Below are 18,266 nucleotides of genomic sequence, written 5' to 3'. Positions count from 1 at the left end.
AGCCCCGGCCTGGGGTTCCCAGGGCCGGGGCTCCGTCCGTTCCCGAACTGACTGCCGCTCCCACCACGAAGCGGACATGTATGAGGTTAGCCTAACCTCATCTCGATCGGCAAGAGGTCGACCGGGGAGACCCGGATCTCACTCGTTCGCGTGACGCTGGCCCCGGAAACCGCACTTTTCTGTCGGTGCGTGCCGATACGGTTACGCCGTGAACACGAGGGGGATGCCGAAGGACCACACAGTGCTGCTCGCCGTCTCGCTGACGGCGGCCTTCATGCTGGTGGGCGGGCTGGGCTGGTTCCTGACCCGCGACTCGCCGCAAGAGGCACCGAGGGCACTGCCGTCCGTGTGGCCGACGGCGCACGGCGAGGCGCTCCGCCCGGTCCCGATGCCGACCGGCGAGCTGGCCGCCGCACTGCCGTTCAGCAGCCGGGGCCATGTGCTCTGCGAAGCCGTCCCGGAGCAAACCTGGAGCCAGGTGCTGGGTGGCCCGGTCCTGCGCGAGGTGACGGCCGCGTCCTGCCACGTCGTCACCCCCGAGCTGGACGTCACCGCGAACACCGCCGAGCCGGCTCCGGTAACCGGGGTCGAACCGGCCGGAGTCGCGGTCGCCGGGCACCAGGGCACGATGACCAGCAGTTCCGGCTACGACGCGACGCTGATCGTCCGGCTCGCCGACACCGGCGAACAGTGGCGGCACCGGAGCTCCGGCTCCGGGTCGCGAGCCAGGCGGGCGTCCGCACCGAGCGTGACTTCCGGGGGATGGCGGAGAGGCTCGGCACCGTGATGATCGGGGCGATCGCCACGCCGGGGCCATCGCTGCCGAGCGAGGCGGAGCGGCTGCACCCACCCGAGATGACCCCGATCACCGGCACGGGCATCGCCGACGCCGCCTACCCGCTGATCATGAGACAGCTCTACACCCAGCTGGCCCGGGCGCTGGGCCTTTCCCTCGGCGAAGTCGAACCCGACTGGCCCGGCACGGGCAGGCACCAGGCCGGCGGAGCCGAGGTCAAGCTTTCGTACCACCCCAGCAGCTTGACCCAGCACTTCGGTGACCGCTTCGCGGGCCGCCCGGCAGACGTCAGCGAGCCGGGCGGAATCATCGAAGTCCAGCTCGTCGACGGTTCCGCCCAGACGCTCGTCATCAGCGTGTACGACCTGGACCGGACCATGCCGGGGATACGCCGGATCGCCGAGAAGGTGGTGCCGCCCCTCCTCGGCCGCTAGACCTTCGCCCGCTTCAAGACCCGAAGCCCGAACCCTCGCTGCACCGGCCAGGAGACCCCACCCCGCCGGATCAGCACGACCGCACAGACCACTGCTGCCAAAGCCGAAACCGCCCCGCCGATGTAGAACGGAGACCGCCCGCCGAACGCCTGCGCCATCCACCCGACCATCGGCCCGCCGATCGGGTTGCCGCCGATGAGCACCAGCACGTACAGCCCCATCACGCGACCGCGCATCTCGGGGCTGACCGAGGTCTGCACCAGCGCGTTGGCCGTGTTGAGGAACGTCATCGTGGCGAAGCCGAGCGGGATCAGGCCGAGGCCGAACGTCAGGTACGTCGGCATGAAGGCCGTGATCAGCTCGAACACACCGAGGAAGAACGCCGACACCAGCATCAGCCGCACCCGCGGCCGGCCCTTCGTCCCGCGGCGGGCCGACATGATCGCGCCGGTGAACGTGCCCACCGCGACCAGCGTCGACAGGAGCCCGTAGCCGTCGGCCGCGGTGTGGAAGACGTTCGCCGCGACGATCGGCAGCGAGCTGAAGTAGGTGATGCCGAACGTGCTGACGAACAGCACCAGCACCATCACCGTCATCAGGTCCGAGCGCCGCCGGACGTACCGGAGGCCTTCGGCCAGCTGCCCCTTCTCGCGCGGCACGGCCGCGACGCGGAACAGCTTGTCCGGGTTCATCAGGACCAGCCCGGTGATCACCGCGACCGTGCTGACCGCGTTCGCGATGAACAGCCAGCCGGTGCCGATCCACGTGATCGCGAACCCGGCGATCGCCGGGCCGACGATCCGCGCCATGTTGAAGATCGACGAGTTCAGCGCGACGGCGTTCGCGATCTGGTCCCGGCCGACCATTTCGGCGACGAACGACTGCCGCGTCGGCACTTCGAGCGACGCGGTGATGCCGAGCGTGAAGCACAGGACGTAGACCTGCCACAGCGCGACGAGCCCGGTGATGTCGAGAACGCCGAGCACCACGGCCTGCGAACACGCCGCAACCTGGATCCAGGTCAGCAGCCGCCGCTTGTCGACGCGGTCGGCGAGGACGCCGGCCCACAGCGAGAGGAACAGGGTCGGCGCGAACTGCAGCGCCACCGCGATGCCGAGGGCGATCGGGTTGTTGCCGCTGAGGGTGAACACCAGCCAGTCCTGGGCGATGCGCTGCATCCAGGTGCCGATGTTCGAGATGACCTGGCCGGTGAAGAACAGCCGGTAGTTGCGGACCCGCAGGGAGGCGAACATGCTGCCGCGGCGCGGGGTTTCCGGCGGAAGGGGCTCGGATGGTGGCGAAGCGGACGGCGGTGGTGCCGTGTCCCGGGTAGCAGTGGTCTCGATGGAACGCTTCGTTTCGCTACCCGTGGCCGTCACCGTGGTTAGTTCCCCGCCATCCTGTCTATGATTTCGGCGGCTTTCGAGAGCACTTCGCGCTCTTCGTCGCCGAGTTCCGCCAACTGCCGGTCCAGCCACGCCTCCCGCACGGAGATGGCCTTCTGCACGTAGGCCAGTCCGCTCTCGGACAGCTCGACGATGGCCTGCCGGCCATCGGTCGGGTGCGGGCGCCGCTCGACGAACTTCATCTCCTCGAGCGCGGCGATCACCCTCGTCATCGAGGGCGGCTGGACGCCTTCCTTCGCGGCGAGCTGACCTGGGGTCAGCGCACCGCACTTGTGCAGGGTGGACAGCGCGGCGACCTGCGTCAGCGTGAGGTCGTCCCCGACGCGCTGTGCCCGCAGCCGGCGGTTGAGCCGGACCACCGCGAGACGCAGACGGCTCGCCAAGGAGCGTTCGTGCGTGTCGCCGGACATATAGTTAGCATACCTTACGAAACTTCGGCCACACGGGTGATCTCCGTCAACCCGCAACCTGGGACACGGCCGCGCGTCCTCTCCGAGGGACGAGACCTGGGGGTCTGATGAACAAGAAGCTGGTGGGCTCGGCCGTGATCGGCGCGGCTGTCCTGGCCATCGTGGCGGCGCAGTTCTGGCGCGGCGAAGACGCTCCGGCGGCCGCACCACCGCCGCCCGCACCGACGACCACCCGGGGCTCGCTTGAGGTCTACCGGCTCGCGGACGCGGACGGCCCCGGCTCGGCGATCGAGATCCCGGTGCCGTCGTCCTGGGCCGTGACCCGCGACAAGGAGCACGCGAGCTTCCGCCACGGCGATCTCCTGCTCGAGACCGACCGGGTACCGATCACGCAGGAGGACGCCCTCAGCGGGCTCCAAGCGGTGGCGGGCCGGCAGGGCGGCACGGTCGTCGAGCACGCCCAGATCGCCGAACGCGACGCCGCGGAATGGGACTTCACCTACGAGCGCGACGGCGTACCCCGGCGGGTGACCGTGGTCGGTCTCGGCGCCGGCGACGCCCTGGTGACGATCCGGTTCGAGGCCCCGGCCGCGGATTTCGAGCGCGACCGGAGCGTCCTCGACGAAGCCCTGAAGATCAGGGGCTGATCAGCGGAACGCCGCCTGGAGCGGGCCGACCGCGAAGTACGCGACGAACGCCACCGCGATCACCCACATCAGCGGGTGCACCTGGCGGGCCTTGCCGGTCGCCGCGCGGATCACGACGTAGCTGACGAAGCCGGCGCCGATGCCGTTGGCGATCGAGTACGTGAACGGCATGACGACGATGGTCAGGAACGCCGGGAGCGCGATCGAGTAGTCGGTGAAGTCGATGTCGCGGATCTGCGCCATCAGCATCGCGCCGACCACGACCAGCGCCGGCGCGGCCGCCTCGACCGGCACCACCTGGTAGAGCGGCGTCAGGAACATCGCGGCGATGAACAGCACGCCGGTGACGACGTTCGCCAGGCCGGTCCGCGCGCCTTCCGCGATGCCCGCCGCCGATTCGACGAACACCGTGTTCGAGCTGGCCGAGCCGAACCCGCCGGCCGCGCCCGCGAGGCCCTCGACGAACAGCGCCTTGCCGACGTTGGGGAGCTGGCCGTCCGCCGGCAGCAGGTCGGCCTCCTTCGCGAGGCCGGTCATCGTGCCCATCGCGTCGAAGAAGTCGGCCAGCACCAGGGTGAACACCAGCAGGCAGACGGTGATGATCGGCAGCCGCGTCCAGGCGCCGAACGAGACGTCGCCCACCAGCGAAAGGTTCGGCAGGCCGACGACCTGGTCCGGCAGCGCCGGGTAGCCGAGGTTCCAGCCCTTCGGGTTCGTGCCCTGCGACGGCCCGGCCTTGACGATCGCCTCGACGACGATGGCCAGCACGGTCGACGACAGCACGCCGATCAGGATCGCGCCCTTGACCTTGCGCGCGACCAGGATTCCGGTGACCAGCAGGCCGACGACGAACACCGCGGTCGGCCAGGAGGCGATCGAGCCGTTGATGCCGAGGCCGACCGGGACGGTGGTGTGCGCGTCGTCCGGCAGCCGGCGGACGAACCCGGCGTCGACCAGGCCGATCAGGCAGATGAACACACCGATGCCGACGGCGATCGCGGACTTGAGCGCGGCCGGCACCGCCCGGAACACCGCGGTGCGGAACCCGGTGAGCACGAGCGCCACGATGATGACGCCCTCGATGACGACCAGGCCCATCGCCTCGGGCCAGGTCATCTGCGGGGCGATGGTGACCGCGACCAGGCTGTTGATGCCCAGGCCCGTCGCGATGGCGAACGGGTAGTTCGCGACCAGCCCCATGAGGATGGTCATGACGCCGGCGACGAGCGCCGTCACCGCGGCGACCTGCGGGACGGGCAGGATGCCGCCGAAGAGGTCCTTGTGCGCGCCCGCGTCGCCGGCCGAGAAGCTGCCGATGATCAGCGGGTTCAGCACCACGATGTAGGCCATCGTGACGAAGGTGACCAGCCCGCCGCGCAGCTCGCGCGGCACGGTCGAACCCCGTTCGGTGATCTTGAAGAACCGGTCCAGTGTGGACGTCCCGGTACGGGTCGTCTCCTGCTCCGCCATTCGCCTGCCCATTCTGTCGCTGCTGCGGAGTACCCTTCACCACGTGAGTGAACCGATCAATCCACCGGAGGTTACGGGCTCGTTGCGGCCCACGCCGGAGCTGCCCAAGAGGCTGACCGACCTGACGCCGGTGGTGATCGTAGGCACTTCGATCTGGACTGTCGCGCTGGTGGTGCTCTTCTTCACGACTTCGGGGCTGTGGGTGCAGACCGCGCTGTCCGGGTTCGTGCTCGGGTTCGTCGGCATGGCGATCATCGCCTGGCAGCGGGCCGCCGCCCGGCGGGGCTCGAAGTCGGCGCAGCGCCTCTGAGGCCGTCGGCGCTTACGCGAGCAGCGTCCGCGGCGAGGGGTCGTCGAGCAGCGCCGTGATCAGGTGCCGGTCCGGCCAGCGCCCGGCCGCCCAGGCGAACGCGCGCGCCAGGCCTTCGGACGTGTCGGCGGCGTGCAGCCGGTCGTCGGACCACCACTGGACATCGTGCTCGGTGCCCTGGATCGCCACGGTCAGCGGGTCGTGCACCAGGACGCCGCCCTCGGGCAGCCGGATGCCGAGCTGGTCCGCGACGAGCTTCAGCGCAGGTAGCTCGGCCCAAGGCGCGTACTCGCCTGCACTGGTCACCACGGCTTCTTCGGTACTGGCGAGCGGGAGGTCGAGCAGGTCGGCGAGGCGTTCGGGGTCCTCGGGCGCGACGACGTACTGGTCGGGTTCCAGGGCGCCGGCCACCCACGGCACGTCGAGGACCAGCGCACCGTCCACGACGGACCCGTCGGCGGCGCGAACCGCCTCCGGCGGCCGGGGTTCGAACCCGGACTCGACGACCGCGTCGTAAGCACGGGTGGTCAGTCCACCCGAGATCGTCCGATTCGGATCCGCGAGGCGCTTCAGGACGTCTTCGACCTCGTCCACACTGGACAGTGTCAGGTCGGTCCGCACCCCGGCGGTCTCGAGCAGGTCCTCGCTCAGGCCGAGGTCGGGAGCCTCGTCGTAGAGCCCGGCCAGGTCGGCGCCGGGCAGGCGCCACTCGCTGGGGGCGAGCCCGCCGAGCACGGCGTACTGCGCGATCCACCAGGCCGCGTGCCCGTTCGACGTGCGCAGAGCGCGCAGCGTCTCGGGACGCGCGGCGAGCAGGCGCAGGGCGGCGGGCCAGGCGTCGTCGGCGACGAGGTCGAGGTCCCGGATCGCGACGAGCGTCGACGGCGGCTCCGGCAGCGAGTCCCACCAGGCTTCCTCGTCCGGCAGGTCGTGGTCGGGCTCGTGCGGCTCGTCGTCGACGACCAGCGCGAACGAGTCGAGCACACCGGCGGCCTCGAGCGTGTCGTCCGGCCAGTCTTCGGCGAAGTCCTCGTCGAGGACGTCGAGTGCGCCGTCCTCGTCGAAGACTTCTTCGTCGAAGACGTCGAGCAGCGGTGACGCCGGGAGCACGAGCTCGTCGGCGCGTCGCCAGGTGTCGGTGGCGGGCAGGGCGAGCGCACCGACCCACCGAGGGGCTTCGTCGCCGCAGTCGGCGATCAGCCGGAGGACGGCCCCCGCGAGGGTCGTCCCGTCCAATCCGGACTTGACGTCTTCGACACTGCGCTCGACGGCGTCGCGCAGCTGGTCGGCGTTGAGCAGTTCCCTGGCGTCGGCTTGCTTGGCGCCCAATCGTTCCAGCAGCGGGTGCGACGCGGCGGGGTGCACCAGCCTCAGTCCGGGAATATCCACATCGGACAGCAGCTCGAGCAGCTCGGCCGAGCCTTCGACCAGCAGGCAACCCCGCGCCCCGGGCAGCGTCCGGCCGTCGGAGAGGGGCACGGGCAGCCCGTCCAGCCGCTCACTCGCGAGCGCGTGGGACTCGACCGCCCGGGCGAGTGCCGCGTAGACGTCGTGCCACCAGCTCGGCTCACGGGAGACGCCGGTCAGCGTTTCCAGCACCTCTTCGATGCCGATGACCTGCACCGCAACGGCTTTCAGCACACCGGCGGGCGCCGCGCCCTTGAGCAGGCCGGGAACGACGTCGGCGATCAGCTCGGGCAGCCCGGGCACGTCGACGTCGAGCACCTTCGCCTGCCGCCCGGCGACTTCCCCACCGTCCTGAGTGGACAGCCACGGCTCGGCACTGAGGTTCGCCAGCACTTCGTCCCGCAGCTTTGCGTCCACAGTGGACTTCGGGAACCCCGGCACGGGAACGAGGGCGAACCGCTGTTCCGGCGGCAGCAAGCGAACCAGCCGAACGTACTCGGCGGCGGCGTTCTCGAGCGCTTGGGTCAGCTCGGGCCCGGGCAGCGCCCGACGACGCGAAGGTTCGACGGGCAAGGTCGCGAGAAGCCGCGCGGGCAGCGAGAGTCCGTCGTCGGTGGGGGTGGGCGCGTGCAGGACGTCTTCGCCGAGCGGCTTCGGGACTCCGTCGGAGTCGACCGGCACCGCCCAGACGACGTCACCACGATGGGTCAGCCACCGGGTTTCCTTTTCCGGGCCCCGGATTTCGACGGTGTCGCCGTCAGCTCGCCGTGTCCACACGCGACCGTCCACATCGGCCTCCGCGAGCCACGGCAGGGCGAGGAGCAGGTCCCCGACGTCCTCGCCGAGCTGATCGAGCAGCGCCTGCCCGTCGACGTCGTCCCGGAGCGGCAGCCGGACTTCGGTGTCGAAGCCGGCCGGGACGTCGGCCGCCACCGGCCAGGGAAGCCGCAGGACCGGAACGTCGCCTTCGATGTGTGCGGCAGCGCGGGTTTCCCGGGCGGAGAAGGTGACCCCGCCGGTGGTGGAGACGACGCTGGGAGCGTCGGAAACGGTCCGGACGGCGGCGAACCCGACCCCGAAGCGCCCGACGGTGTCCCCGGTCTTCCCGGATGCCCTCAGCGAGGCGAGGGAAGCGACCCCGCGCGCGTCGAGCGGGGCGCCGGTGTTGGCGAACCTGAGTTCCCCGTCCACGAGGGACGCCCGGATCCGGCCGGGCCGCCCGGCGGCCATGGCGGCATCGGCGGCGTTCTGGGCGAGCTCGACGAAGAGCCGATCCCGATAGGCACCGACGCGCAGATCCCGCTCGACGTTGGTGTCCTCGATGAGCCGGGTGGGCGAGTCCTGCCAGGCGCGCAGGGTGGAGTCACGGAGCCGCGCGGTGCCGAAGGGATCGGCCCCGTGCGGCTCAGAGGTTCCGCTGCTCACCGGTGGCTTCGCCAGTACTGTCGGCCGCGGCCTGAGCCTCATCGGCCTGAGCGGTCTCCGAGGTCTCGGTGACGACATTGTCGGTGAGAGCGGCGACAGGCAACTCATCACCCTGCGGCGGCTCCGCGTCGGTGACCTCAGCCTGTGCAGGCTCGGCCTCGGCGGGCTCGGGCACCACCGGCGCAACGGCTTCGGCCTGCTGCGGCTCGGCCACCGCATCCGTGACTTCAGCCTGAGTGGGCTCAGCCTCCGTGGGCTCGGGAACCGCTGGCGCAGGGTCGGCAACCGCATCCGTGACCTCAGCCTGAGTGGGCTCGGCCTCCGCGGGCTCGGGAACATCCGCCGCGACGGGAGCCGCCGGCGGCTCGGCCGGGCTCGGCTCCGGCTGAGCAGCGGCATCGGTCACCTCGGCTTGCGCCGGCTGCGCCTCCGCAGGGTCCGCCACAGCAGCCTGCACCGGCGCAGCAGCTTCGGCGGCAACTTCCGCCTGCTCATCGGCCGACTCGGCCGCGGGCTCGGTTGCCGCCTGCGGCTCGGCAGCCACATCGGCCTGCGCCGCGACCGGTTCGGCGATCGTCGCACGCTCGGTCTCGGGAACCGTCACCTCGGTCTGCTCGGAGTCCGCCGCACCCGCGCCGGCGGCCGCATCAGTCGCTTCGGCCTGCACCTCCTCGGCCGCCGCATCGGCCGCTTCGCCATCGGTCGCACTCGGCTCAGCCGCCGCATCGGTCGCTTCGCCCTCGGCCGCAACCGGCTCGGCCACCACATCGGCCGCCTCGGCCTGCACCGGCTCGGCCGCCGCCTCAGTCGCTTCGCCCTCGGCCGCTTCGCCCTCGGTCGCCGCGACCGGCTCGGCAGCCACGACAGCTGCCTCGGCTTGCGGTGAGTCGGGCTCAGCCGCCACCGGCTCGGCAGCCACAGCCGCCTCAACCTGTGCCGGAGCCGAATCGGACTCGGTCGCGCTCTGGTCGGCCGCCACCGGCTCGGCGACCGCGACAGCGACCACATCCACAGCCGCATCCTCAGCCACAGCCGCGTCGGCCACCTCCGGCTCCACCTCCGCCGGCGAGACGTCCGCCTCCGTGATCGCCGTCTCCGGCTCGGCCGCCGCCGATTCCGCCACCTCCGAAGGGGCGACCGGCGTGAAGTCCAACAGCGAGTCGTCGTACACCAGCTCGGCCACCGGGACCGACGACGTCACCTCGACCTCGACCTCCGAGTGCGCCCCGCACCCGTACTCCACGTCCACCACGTGGCCGTCCGCCGGGGAGATGTCGTTGCTGCACGCCCCGAACACCCCGCGCAGCGAACCCGCCAGCGGCACGAAGAACCCGCACGTCCCGCACACGTCCGGGGCGCTGCGAGCCATGTCCGAGCGCGGCCCGAACTCGCCGCCGTGCCAGCGGGACGCCGCCTCCGTCCGGCCGAAACGGGACAGCACGTGGACGCGCCCCAGGCCGGCCTCGCGGGAAACCTCCTCCACCGCCGGGTCGTCCGACTGCAGGTACGCCGGGGCCAGGCGCGGGTCGTTCTCGTCCGTCGGGAAGATGTCGCCGACGCCCAGGTCGCCCGCGCGCACCCGGCGCTCCCACGGCACCCACGCCGGCGCGATCAGCGCCTCGGGGCCGGGCACCAGCACGACCTCGCTGACCGTCACCGGCTCGTCGTCGCCCGCCAGGGCGACCGTCACGCACCAGCGCCAGCCGCGGTAGCCGGGTACCTGGGCCTCGAAGAGGTGACTCGCCGTGACCGCGTCCTCACGGGAAACACCCACGTGAGTGCCGATCTGCTCCTCGGGCGTTTCGTCGAGCACCGCCGCGCGCGCGAACTCCACCGCATCGGCGAGCTTGCGCTGCACGGAACCGTCATCGAGGGTCAGCAGCAGCGTCATGCGGCCAATTGTGCCGCACGCATCCTCGGCGCCCGTGCCAGGCTGTTCATGTGCGCACGCCGATCATCACCACGCTGCTGGTGGCCGCCGCGCTGGGCGGCTGCGCCAGTGCCCCCGGCCAGGAGACGAGCCCGGAACAGCTGACCGTCCAGGTGGTCTCGACCCTGCCGCACGACCCCGCCGCCTTCACCGAAGGCCTCGAGTTCGCCGGCGACACCCTCTACGAAAGCACGGGCCTCGCCGGGCAGTCGACGCTCACGGCGGGGCCCGCCGGCGGGCCACCCACCACCACGGCCACGCTCCCCTCGCCGCTCTTCGGCGAAGGCGTCACCGTGCTCGGGCCGACGCTGTGGCAGCTCACCTGGCAGGACGGCTTCGCCATCGAACGCGACGCGAAAACCCTCGCCGAGCTGCGGCGAGTGCCCTTCCAGGGCGAGGGCTGGGGCCTGTGCCACCAGGCCGGCGGACGGCTCGTCATGAGCAACGGCTCGGCCCAGCTGACCTTCCGCGACCCGAAGACCTTCGCCGTCACCGGCGCCGTCGACGTCGGGCGCGACCAGCTCAACGAGCTCGAATGCGTGGGCGGCGACGTCTACGCAAACGTTTGGCACACCGACACCATCCTGCGGGTCGACGCCGCCACCGGACACGTCACCGGGATGATCGACGCAGGTCAGCTGCGCGCGCAGCTGAACAGAACCGGCACCGAGGACGTGCTCAACGGCATAGCCGCCATACCGGGCACGGACGAGTTCCTCCTCACCGGGAAGCAGTGGCAGGTCACGTTCCGGGTGAGGTTCGTCCCGAAGAACGACTGAAGCACGGATGAGCAGGCGGAACCGGCCCCCGGTAAGGCAGGATTGAGACGTGGCACTCTTCGGCTCCCGCTCCGACGGCTCCGGCTCGCAGCCGCGCGGCCGCAAGCCGAAGCGGCGCTGGGCACCGGAGCCGGGCGCGGCGCAGGCCAAGCCGTGGCGGGAGGCCGTCGCCCCCACCCGGGCGGAGCACACCCGCGTCGAGCACCGGAGTGCGCCGCCGCCCACCCGCGTCGAACGGCCCGTCCCGCCACCGTCGCCACCCCCGCGTGGTGGCTACTACGACGACCGCGTGCCGAACGCGAACGAAGCGCCGACCGCCGCCGCGCCGCGGGGGCACCGTCCGCCGCCTCCGCGCGGTGCCCGGCCGTACGACCCGAACCGCACCGAGCCCGTGCACCGCGAGCCGCCCGGTTTCTACCAGGGCGAACGCCGCCCCGGCAGCGGTGAGTACGAGCACTACGACACCGGCGGCTACGCGGGCGAACCGCGGCCGCCCGAGCCGGCGCCCCAGCCGCCGCGGGAGGAACCGCGCACCCCGGGCGGCACGCCGAAGCTGCCGAAGAAGATCACCGTCACGCGGGTCGCGGCGATGCGCAGCCGGCAGCTGACCGGCCAGGCCGTGGGCGCCTTCCAGCGCGCGACGAAGGCCGACGGCGCCGAAAAATCCGGTCTCACGTCGCTGACCTACGCCGTGATGCTGAACTACGCCAGCGACGCGGCGATGGCCATCGCGCTGGCCAACACCCTGTTCTTCGCCGCGACGAGCGGCGAGAGCAAGGGCAAGGTCGCGCTCTACCTGCTGATCACGATCGCGCCGTTCGCGCTGGTCGCGCCGGTGATCGGGCCCGCGCTCGACAAGGTCCAGCGCGGCCGGCGGCTGGCGATGTGCGCGTCGTCGGTCGGCCAGGGGCTGATGGCCGTCGTGATGGCCCTGCACTTCGACGACTGGCTGCTCTACCCGGCCGCACTCGGGATGATGGTGCTGTCGAAGTCGTTCACCGTGCTCAAGGCCGCGGTGACACCGCGGGTGCTGCCGTCGGAGATCACGCTCTCCAAGACCAACGCCCGGCTGACCACGTTCGGCCTGGTCGCCGCGGGCGCGTTCGGCGCGCTGGCCAGCGGCATCAACGCGATCTCCGGCTCGGCGGGCGCGCTCTGGTTCACCGCGCTGATCTGCGTCGCCGCCGCCGTGCAGTCGATGCGGATCCCGGCCTGGGTCGAGGCGACCGAGGGTGAGGTGCCGACGTCGCTGTGGGCCCACCCGAAGGAGAAGAAGCGCCGTCAGCCGATGGGGCGCCACATCGTCGTCGCGCTCTGGGGCAACGGCTCGGTGCGCATCCTCACCGGCTTCCTCATGATGTTCGCCGCGTTCGCGGTGAAGGCCCAGACCGAAGGCAGCGGGCAGACGCCGTTCATGCAGCTGCTGCTGCTCGGCGTGATCGGCGCCGCCGCGGGCGCCGGCGGGTTCCTCGGCAACGCGCTGGGCTCACGCCTGCACTTCGGCCGCCCGGACCAGGTGATCGTCGGGTGCGTGGCGGGCTGCGTGCTGGCCGCGCTGGTCGCGACGATCCTGCCCGGCCTGGCCACGGCCGCGATCGTCGGCCTGGTCGGCGCGACGGCCAGCGCGCTGGCCAAGATCAGCCTCGACGCCGTCATCCAGGAGGACCTGCCCGAGGAGTCGCGCGCGTCGGCGTTCGGCCGCTCGGAAACCGTGCTGCAGCTGGCCTGGTGCCTCGGCGGGGCGGTCGGCCTGCTGCTGCCGCCGACGTACTGGATCGGCTTCCTGGTGATCACGCTCGTGCTGGCGGTCGGCCTGACCCAGACGTACCTGGTGCGCCGCGGCGGCTCGCTCGTGCCGGGCCTCGGCGGCGACCGGCCGCTGCGCCCCGAGCCGACCGGCAGCTTCCCGGCCCAGGGCCTGCCCAGGGACCCGGCGCCCCGCCGGTAGGCTCCGGCACATGCGACGTTCCCGGGTGGTGGCCCTGCTTGCGGCCGGTGGGTTCGCGGTGGCCGGCTGCTCGGCTCCCGGCCCGGCCGAGGTCACCTTCTACGCCGACGGCCACACGATCAACACCACGCCGGTGCTGTCGTGCGACTACTCCCAGCAGCTCGCGCAGCCGTGCAGCGCCAAGGGCGACACGCAGACGCTGAAGGTCCGCCCGGGCAAGCCCGTGCAGATCTCGGTGCCCGGCGAGGTCGCCGACGCGCCGTGGCAGATCGTCTACGAGTACGTGACCCCGCAGGGCGAGTACAAGCAGAGCGACCCGATCCCGTTCACGTCACTGGACCGGTACGCCTACACCGTCACCCCGCCGACGCCCGCCGACCGCATCTCGGCGGTCGACGTGCAGAAGTACACGGCCGTGCTGAACTCCAGCACCGGCGAGTCGGGCCTGCTGCCCAGCGACGTGTGGGGCCTGCGGCTCGAGGCTTAGGGATCGAGGTCCCGGGCCACCGCGCGCATGATCTCGCCGATCTGCTTGGTGTGCTTGCGGTCCGGGTAGCGGTTGCGCCGCAGGTCCGGCTGCACCTTCAGCTCGAGGAGCTTGATCATGTCCTCGATCAGGCCGTGCAGCTCCTCCGCGGGACGGCGCCGCGCCTCGGCGACCGACGGCGGCGGGTCGAGCAGGCGGACGGAAAGGGCCTGCGGCCCGCGGCGGCCGTCGGCGACGCCGAACTCGAGCCGCTGCCCGGCCTTGAGCCCCTCGACGCCCTGCGGCAGCGCGGCCTTGCGAATGTAGACGTCGGCGCCGCCGTCCTGCGTGACGAAGCCGAACCCCTTCTCCGCGTCGTACCACTTGACCTTGCCGGTCGGCACTTCCCTCACCAATCCTTCTGCTGTCCCGCTCACGACGAACGCGCCCGGGGGCGTACCCAGGGCGCGCTCCTGAAAGGGTATCTCGCCACCGGCCCTGGGGAGAAGTCGATACCTGCGGATACCCTCTGCTTCATGAAGACCGCGACGAAGGAGGCCGCCGTGGCAGCCCCGGGCAAACCGTTCCTGATGCGCATCGGCATCGGGTTGTTCGGCATCGGCATGCTGGCCGTGCTCGCCGTGTTCATCATGTTCGCCGCCGGTCTGGAGAACCTGCCGGTGTGGCTTTCGGCCGCCGCCGGGATCATCACTCCGCTGGGCCTGCTGCTCGGGCTGATCGCGCTGGTCCGCGAGGCGCGCGCCAAGAAAGCCGACTAGGGCACCACGCTCCCCGCGAAGGTCCGCTCGAACCAGTCCGGGAACTCCGTCAGCGAGTCGAACACCACCTCGGCGCCCTCGCTCAGCAGGAGCGTGCGGTCGCACGGGCCCGTGGCGACGCCGACCGGGGTCGCGCCCGCGGCGAGTGCTCCCCGGACATCGCCGGCGTGATCTCCGACATACACCCGGGCGTCGTGCGCCAGGAGCGCCTCCGCCTTCCGCGTCGACCACAGCTCGCCGACGAGCTCGTCGACCTCCAGGCCGAGCGCGTCGACGTGCAGCTGCGCGTTGGGCCCGTACTTCCCGGTGACGACCAGCGTGCGCCCGCCGGCCGCGCGCACCGCCCGGAGCGCCTCGGCCGCGCCCGGCAGTGCGACGGTGATGGGCACGACCAGCTCCGGGTACAGCGCGCGGAACCGGTCGACGAGACCCGGGATGCGCTCCTCGGGCGCCTCGAAGCCGCGCAGCGCGTCGTCGAGGGGCGGGCCGAGGTTGGCGGCGAAGTGCTCTCCGTCCAGCGGCAGGCCCGCTTCGGCGCCGAGCGCGTTCATCGCCGCGACCATGCCCGGCCGCGGGTCGATCAGTGTCATGTCGAGGTCGAACCCCACCGTGATGCCCACGCTTGACACGGTACTGGCGACCACCGACAGATTTACACGTCGACCGATGGTGTACAGCGTCTTGACAGCAGAGTGATCTGTGTCAAGGTGAAGGTGTGACCAGCTTCACTGACCGGACGAAGGCGTCTCTTCGCGAAGCCCTGCTCGACGCCGCCGCGGACCTGCTGCCGGAGGGCGGCTACGCGGGGCTGCGGATGGCCGACGTGGCGGCCCGGGCCGGGGTGAGCAGGCAGACCGTCTACAACGAGTTCGGCAACAAGGCGGCGCTGACCCAGGCGGTGGCGCTGCGCACCGCGTCGGAGTTCCTCGACGGGATCCGGCAGCGGTTCGAAACGGCGGACGGGCTCCTGGCGGGCATCCACCACGCCGTCGTCTACACGATCGAGCACGCGCGGGAGAACCGCCTGGTCGCGGCGGCGCTCGGCACCGAAGCCGGCGAGGACCTGCTGCCGCTGCTCACCACCAGGGGCGAGCCGATCCTCACCGCGGCCGCCGAGCTCGCCGCCGAGCAGTACCGGGAGCTCGAACCGGGGCTTTCGGCGGAGGCGGCCGCCCTGCTCGCGGAGACCGTGGTGCGGCTTTCCCTGTCGCACCTGGTGCTCCCCACGCACTCGGCGACCGAAGCCGCCGACTCCGTCACCGCGGTGCTGGCACCCACCATCCGCCAATTCGTCCACAATGGAGTGACACGATGACCGACACCCTCGCGGAACTGCGCACCGGGTTCTCCTCGCTGCGCAAGGGCGGCCTGAACTGGGACTCGTTCCCGCTGCGCCTGTTCGTCAAGGGGAACAAGAAGTTCTGGAACCCGGCCGACATCGACTTCAGCCGGGAACGCGGAGGCTGGGACACCCTCAACGACGAGCAAAAACGAAGCACGACGTACCTGGTCGCGCAGTTCATCGCCGGCGAAGAGGCCGTCACCGAGGACATCCAGCCGTTCATGCGCGCGATGTCGGCGACCGGCCGCTTCGGCGACGAGATGTACCTGACGCAGTTCTGCTTCGAGGAGGCCAAGCACACCGAGGTGTTCCGGCGCTGGATGGACGCGGTCGGGCTGACCCAGGACCTCCACCCGTTCGTCGCGGAGAACCCGCACTACCGCAAGCTGTTCTACGAGGAACTACCGCAGTCGCTGCGCGCGCTGGAGGACGACCCCAGTCCGCTCAACCAGATCCGCGCGAGCGTGACGTACAACCACGTCATCGAGGGCAGCCTCGCGCTGACCGGCTACTACTCGTGGCAGCTGATCTGCACCCAGCACGACATCCTGCCGGGCATGCAGGAGCTGGTCCGCCGCATCGGCGACGACGAGCGCCGGCACATGGCGTGGGGCACGTTCACGTGCCGCCGCCACGTCGCCGCGGACGACTCCCTGTGGGACGCGGTCCAGCAGCGGATGGGCGAGCTGCTGCCGCACGCGCTCAACATGATCCAGTGGGTGCAGGACCAGTTCGAGGAGATCCCGTTCGACAACGACCCGCAGGAGATCATCCAGTACGCGGCGGACCGGGCCCAGCGCCGGCTGGGCGCGATCGAGTCGGCGCGCGGGATGCCGGTGGAGCAGATCGACGTCGACTACTCGCCGGAGCAGCTGGAGGAGACGTTCGGCGAGGAGGACGCGAAGGCGATCGCGGAGGCCGCCGCGGCAGCCGGCTGACGTAAGCCGTGAATGGCACATTCAGGGACTTGAAGTCCCTGAATGTGCCATTCACGGCTTTCAGGCGTGCTTGGCGGCGGCTGCCTTTTCCAAGCCCAGCAGGCTGATCGACTTCTCGCGCATCTCGACCTTGCGCACCTTGCCGGTCACCGTCATCGGGAACGCGTCGACGACCTGCACGTACCGCGGGATCTTGTAGCGCGCGAGCTTCCCTTCGCAGAACTCACGCACCTTCTCCACCGTCAGCGGCTCCGCGCCTTCGCGCATCTGGATCCACACCATCAGCTCTTCGCCGTACTTCTCGTCCGGGACGCCGATGACCTGCGCGTCGAGGATGTCCGGGTGCGTGTAGAGGAACTCCTCGATCTCGCGCGGGTACAGGTTTTCGCCGCCGCGGATGACCATGTCCTTGATGCGGCCGGTGATGTTGACGTAGCCGTCGTCGTCCATGACCGCCAGGTCGCCGGTGTGCATCCAGCGGGCCGCGTCGATCGCTTCGGCCGTCTTGTCCGCCTGCTCCCAGTACCCGAGCATCACCGAATACCCGCGCGTGCACAGCTCGCCCGGCTCCCCGCGCGGCACCGTCAGCCCGGTTTCCGGGTCGACGACCTTGATCTCCAGGTGCGGCCCGACCCGCCCGACCGTCGACACGCGACGTTCGATCGAGTCGTCCGACCGGGTCTGCGTCGACACCGGGGACGTCTCGGTCATGCCGTAGCAGATCGACACCTCCGCCATCCCCATCCGGTCGATGACCTGCTTCATCACCTCGACCGGGCACGGCGAGCCCGCCATGATCCCGGTCCGCAGCGACGACAGGTCGAAGCTCGCGAAGTCCGGGTGGTTCAGCTCGGCGATGAACATCGTCGGCACGCCGTAGAGGGACGTGCACTGCTCGGCGGCGACGGCTTCGAGCGTGGCGCGAGGGTCGAACGCCGGCGCCGGGATCACCATGCACGCGCCGTGGCTGGTGCACGCGAGGTTGCCCATCACCATGCCGAAGCAGTGGTAGAAGGGCACCGGGATGCACACCTTGTCGAATTCGGTGTAGCTGCACAGTTCGCCGACGAAGTAGCCGTTGTTGAGGATGTTGTGGTGGCTGAGGGTGGCGCCCTTGGGGAAGCCGGTCGTGCCCGAGGTGTACTGGATGTTGATCGGGTCGTCGGCCGAGAGCGCGGCCTGCTTCTCCGCCAGCGTTGCCGGATCGCCCTGCCAGCCGGCGTCCATCAGCGCCTGCCAGCTCTCGCTGCCGAGGATCACCACGTGCTCCAGCGCGGCGCACTTCTCCCGGACCTCGTCGACCATCGCCGGGTAGTCGGACGTCTTGAACTTGTCCGACGCGACCAGCAGGCCGATCCCGGCCTGGTTGACCACGTACTCCAGCTCGTGCGACCGGTAGGCGGGGTTGATGTTGACCAGGATGGCGCCGATCTTCGCCGTCGCGTACTGCAGGAACGTCCACTCCGCGCGGTTCGGCGACCAGATCCCGACCCGGTCGCCCTTGCCGATACCCCGCGCGACGAGGCCCAGCGCCAGCGCGTTCACCTCGGCGGCCAGCTCGCGGTAGGTCCACCGGCGGCCGGCCGTCCGGTCGACCAGGGCGTCGCGATCGCCGAAGGCCGCCACCGTCCGATCGAAGTTGTCGCCGATGGTGTCCCCGAGCAGCGGAACCTCGGCGATTCCCGAGTCGTAGCTCGGCAGGGCGGGCGCGTCAGGCATGGTGCCTCCCTTAGACGTCTTCGTCGGGCGACCCGAGTCTAGGAAGCGAACCCGCCGGTC

The 18,266-nt window shown here is 70.9% G+C and carries 18 protein-coding genes; 10 read left to right on the top strand and 8 right to left on the bottom strand.

Features of this window, described 5'->3' with window-relative positions; genetic code table 11:
* Positions 1-208 precede the first annotated feature (208 nt).
* Together QRX60_RS16305 and QRX60_RS16300 are read left to right on the top strand one after the other, a co-directional pair.
* Entirely contained in the window at positions 209-787 is a 579-nt protein-coding gene (locus QRX60_RS16305) for a hypothetical protein (protein ID WP_286001618.1), read from the top strand.
* Positions 763-1,230 carry a hypothetical protein gene (locus tag QRX60_RS16300; RefSeq protein WP_286001617.1) on the top strand — a complete coding sequence of 156 codons (468 nt, stop codon included), beginning with the start codon at positions 763-765 and terminating at the stop codon, positions 1,228-1,230. Before QRX60_RS16305 ends, QRX60_RS16300 begins: the two co-directional genes overlap by 25 nt.
* Here QRX60_RS16300 and QRX60_RS16295 read toward each other — a convergent pair.
* Together QRX60_RS16295 and QRX60_RS16290 are read right to left on the bottom strand one after the other, a co-directional pair.
* Positions 1,227-2,483: an MFS transporter gene (locus QRX60_RS16295; RefSeq protein WP_286001616.1), complete on the bottom strand. Its 1,257-nt coding sequence runs from the start codon at positions 2,481-2,483 to the stop codon at positions 1,227-1,229. The genes QRX60_RS16300 and QRX60_RS16295 overlap by 4 nt on opposite strands.
* Before the next feature lie 131 nt (positions 2,484-2,614).
* Positions 2,615-3,046: a MarR family winged helix-turn-helix transcriptional regulator gene (locus QRX60_RS16290; protein ID WP_086675176.1), complete on the bottom strand. Its 432-nt coding sequence runs from the start codon at positions 3,044-3,046 to the stop codon at positions 2,615-2,617.
* Between the two features lie 107 nt (positions 3,047-3,153).
* Between QRX60_RS16290 and QRX60_RS16285 the strand changes: the two genes are divergently transcribed.
* The gene (locus QRX60_RS16285) at positions 3,154-3,693 is read left to right on the top strand and encodes a hypothetical protein (RefSeq protein ID WP_286001615.1); all 540 of its coding nucleotides are present in this window, start codon (positions 3,154-3,156) and stop codon (positions 3,691-3,693) included.
* Here QRX60_RS16285 and QRX60_RS16280 read toward each other — a convergent pair whose 3' ends face one another.
* Complete coding sequence (locus QRX60_RS16280; protein WP_286003608.1) at positions 3,694-5,163, bottom strand: NCS2 family permease; 1,470 nt, start codon at positions 5,161-5,163, stop codon at positions 3,694-3,696.
* An 82-nt stretch (positions 5,164-5,245) separates the two neighbouring features.
* On the opposite strand from QRX60_RS16280, the gene QRX60_RS16275 reads away from it, so the two are divergent.
* Entirely contained in the window at positions 5,246-5,473 is a 228-nt protein-coding gene (locus QRX60_RS16275; protein ID WP_286003607.1) for a DUF2530 domain-containing protein, read from the top strand.
* Between the two features lie 12 nt (positions 5,474-5,485).
* Here QRX60_RS16275 and QRX60_RS16270 read toward each other — a convergent pair whose 3' ends face one another.
* The gene (locus tag QRX60_RS16270; protein WP_286001614.1) at positions 5,486-8,305 is read right to left on the bottom strand and encodes a sacsin N-terminal ATP-binding-like domain-containing protein; all 2,820 of its coding nucleotides are present in this window, start codon (positions 8,303-8,305) and stop codon (positions 5,486-5,488) included.
* The gene (locus QRX60_RS51590; protein WP_408630233.1) at positions 8,286-10,196 is read right to left on the bottom strand and encodes a DUF3027 domain-containing protein; all 1,911 of its coding nucleotides are present in this window, start codon (positions 10,194-10,196) and stop codon (positions 8,286-8,288) included. Before QRX60_RS51590 ends, QRX60_RS16270 begins: the two co-directional genes overlap by 20 nt.
* A gap of 50 nt (positions 10,197-10,246) precedes the next feature.
* Between QRX60_RS51590 and QRX60_RS16260 the strand changes: the two genes are divergently transcribed.
* The 3 genes from QRX60_RS16260 to QRX60_RS16250 are packed head-to-tail and all read left to right on the top strand — an operon-like array spanning position 10,247 to position 13,449.
* Positions 10,247-11,014 (top strand): glutaminyl-peptide cyclotransferase, encoded by a 768-nt coding sequence (locus tag QRX60_RS16260; protein WP_286001613.1) that lies wholly within the window; start codon positions 10,247-10,249, stop codon positions 11,012-11,014.
* A 49-nt stretch (positions 11,015-11,063) separates the two neighbouring features.
* The gene (locus QRX60_RS16255) at positions 11,064-12,962 is read left to right on the top strand and encodes an MFS transporter (RefSeq protein ID WP_286001612.1); all 1,899 of its coding nucleotides are present in this window, start codon (positions 11,064-11,066) and stop codon (positions 12,960-12,962) included.
* 10 nt (positions 12,963-12,972) lie between these two features.
* Entirely contained in the window at positions 12,973-13,449 is a 477-nt protein-coding gene (locus QRX60_RS16250; RefSeq protein WP_286001611.1) for a DUF2771 family protein, read from the top strand.
* Here QRX60_RS16250 and QRX60_RS16245 read toward each other — a convergent pair.
* Complete coding sequence (locus QRX60_RS16245) at positions 13,446-13,832, bottom strand: cold-shock protein (protein WP_086861937.1); 387 nt, start codon at positions 13,830-13,832, stop codon at positions 13,446-13,448. The genes QRX60_RS16250 and QRX60_RS16245 overlap by 4 nt on opposite strands.
* A gap of 132 nt (positions 13,833-13,964) precedes the next feature.
* Here QRX60_RS16245 and QRX60_RS16240 point away from each other — a divergent pair, with 132 nt between their 5' ends.
* Entirely contained in the window at positions 13,965-14,207 is a 243-nt protein-coding gene (locus QRX60_RS16240; RefSeq protein ID WP_286001610.1) for a hypothetical protein, read from the top strand.
* Here the strand turns inward: QRX60_RS16240 and QRX60_RS16235 are convergent.
* Complete coding sequence (locus tag QRX60_RS16235) at positions 14,204-14,827, bottom strand: HAD family hydrolase (RefSeq protein ID WP_286001609.1); 624 nt, start codon at positions 14,825-14,827, stop codon at positions 14,204-14,206. The genes QRX60_RS16240 and QRX60_RS16235 overlap by 4 nt on opposite strands.
* A 95-nt stretch (positions 14,828-14,922) precedes the next feature.
* On the opposite strand from QRX60_RS16235, the gene QRX60_RS16230 reads away from it, so the two are divergent.
* Both QRX60_RS16230 and QRX60_RS16225 read left to right on the top strand, forming a co-directional pair.
* Positions 14,923-15,522 carry a TetR/AcrR family transcriptional regulator gene (locus QRX60_RS16230; protein ID WP_286001608.1) on the top strand — a complete coding sequence of 200 codons (600 nt, stop codon included), beginning with the start codon at positions 14,923-14,925 and terminating at the stop codon, positions 15,520-15,522.
* Complete coding sequence (locus QRX60_RS16225) at positions 15,519-16,487, top strand: R2-like ligand-binding oxidase (protein WP_286001607.1); 969 nt, start codon at positions 15,519-15,521, stop codon at positions 16,485-16,487. Before QRX60_RS16230 ends, QRX60_RS16225 begins: the two co-directional genes overlap by 4 nt.
* A 60-nt stretch (positions 16,488-16,547) precedes the next feature.
* Here the strand turns inward: QRX60_RS16225 and QRX60_RS16220 are convergent, their stop codons facing one another.
* The gene (locus QRX60_RS16220; protein ID WP_286001606.1) at positions 16,548-18,206 is read right to left on the bottom strand and encodes an AMP-binding protein; all 1,659 of its coding nucleotides are present in this window, start codon (positions 18,204-18,206) and stop codon (positions 16,548-16,550) included.
* Positions 18,207-18,266 lie beyond the last annotated feature (60 nt).

Origin of the sequence: Amycolatopsis mongoliensis (assembly GCF_030285665.1) — a bacterium.
GTDB classification, from domain to species: domain Bacteria; phylum Actinomycetota; class Actinomycetes; order Mycobacteriales; family Pseudonocardiaceae; genus Amycolatopsis; species Amycolatopsis mongoliensis.
The sequence above is the reverse complement of the archived record's forward strand: the minus strand, read 5'-3'. Positions and strand labels throughout refer to the sequence as shown.

Coding starts and splice junctions, on each gene's coding strand:
- QRX60_RS16300 (WP_286001617.1), top strand. CDS start 763: ATGGCGGAGAGGCTCGGCACCGTGATGATCGGGGCGATCGCCACGCCG.
- QRX60_RS16295 (WP_286001616.1), bottom strand. CDS start 2,483: ATGTTCGCCTCCCTGCGGGTCCGCAACTACCGGCTGTTCTTCACCGGC.
- QRX60_RS16290 (WP_086675176.1), bottom strand. CDS start 3,046: ATGTCCGGCGACACGCACGAACGCTCCTTGGCGAGCCGTCTGCGTCTC.
- QRX60_RS16285 (WP_286001615.1), top strand. CDS start 3,154: ATGAACAAGAAGCTGGTGGGCTCGGCCGTGATCGGCGCGGCTGTCCTG.
- QRX60_RS16280 (WP_286003608.1), bottom strand. CDS start 5,163: ATGGCGGAGCAGGAGACGACCCGTACCGGGACGTCCACACTGGACCGG.
- QRX60_RS51590 (WP_408630233.1), bottom strand. CDS start 10,196: ATGACGCTGCTGCTGACCCTCGATGACGGTTCCGTGCAGCGCAAGCTC.
- QRX60_RS16250 (WP_286001611.1), top strand. CDS start 12,973: ATGCGACGTTCCCGGGTGGTGGCCCTGCTTGCGGCCGGTGGGTTCGCG.
- QRX60_RS16240 (WP_286001610.1), top strand. CDS start 13,965: ATGAAGACCGCGACGAAGGAGGCCGCCGTGGCAGCCCCGGGCAAACCG.
- QRX60_RS16225 (WP_286001607.1), top strand. CDS start 15,519: ATGACCGACACCCTCGCGGAACTGCGCACCGGGTTCTCCTCGCTGCGC.
- QRX60_RS16220 (WP_286001606.1), bottom strand. CDS start 18,206: ATGCCTGACGCGCCCGCCCTGCCGAGCTACGACTCGGGAATCGCCGAG.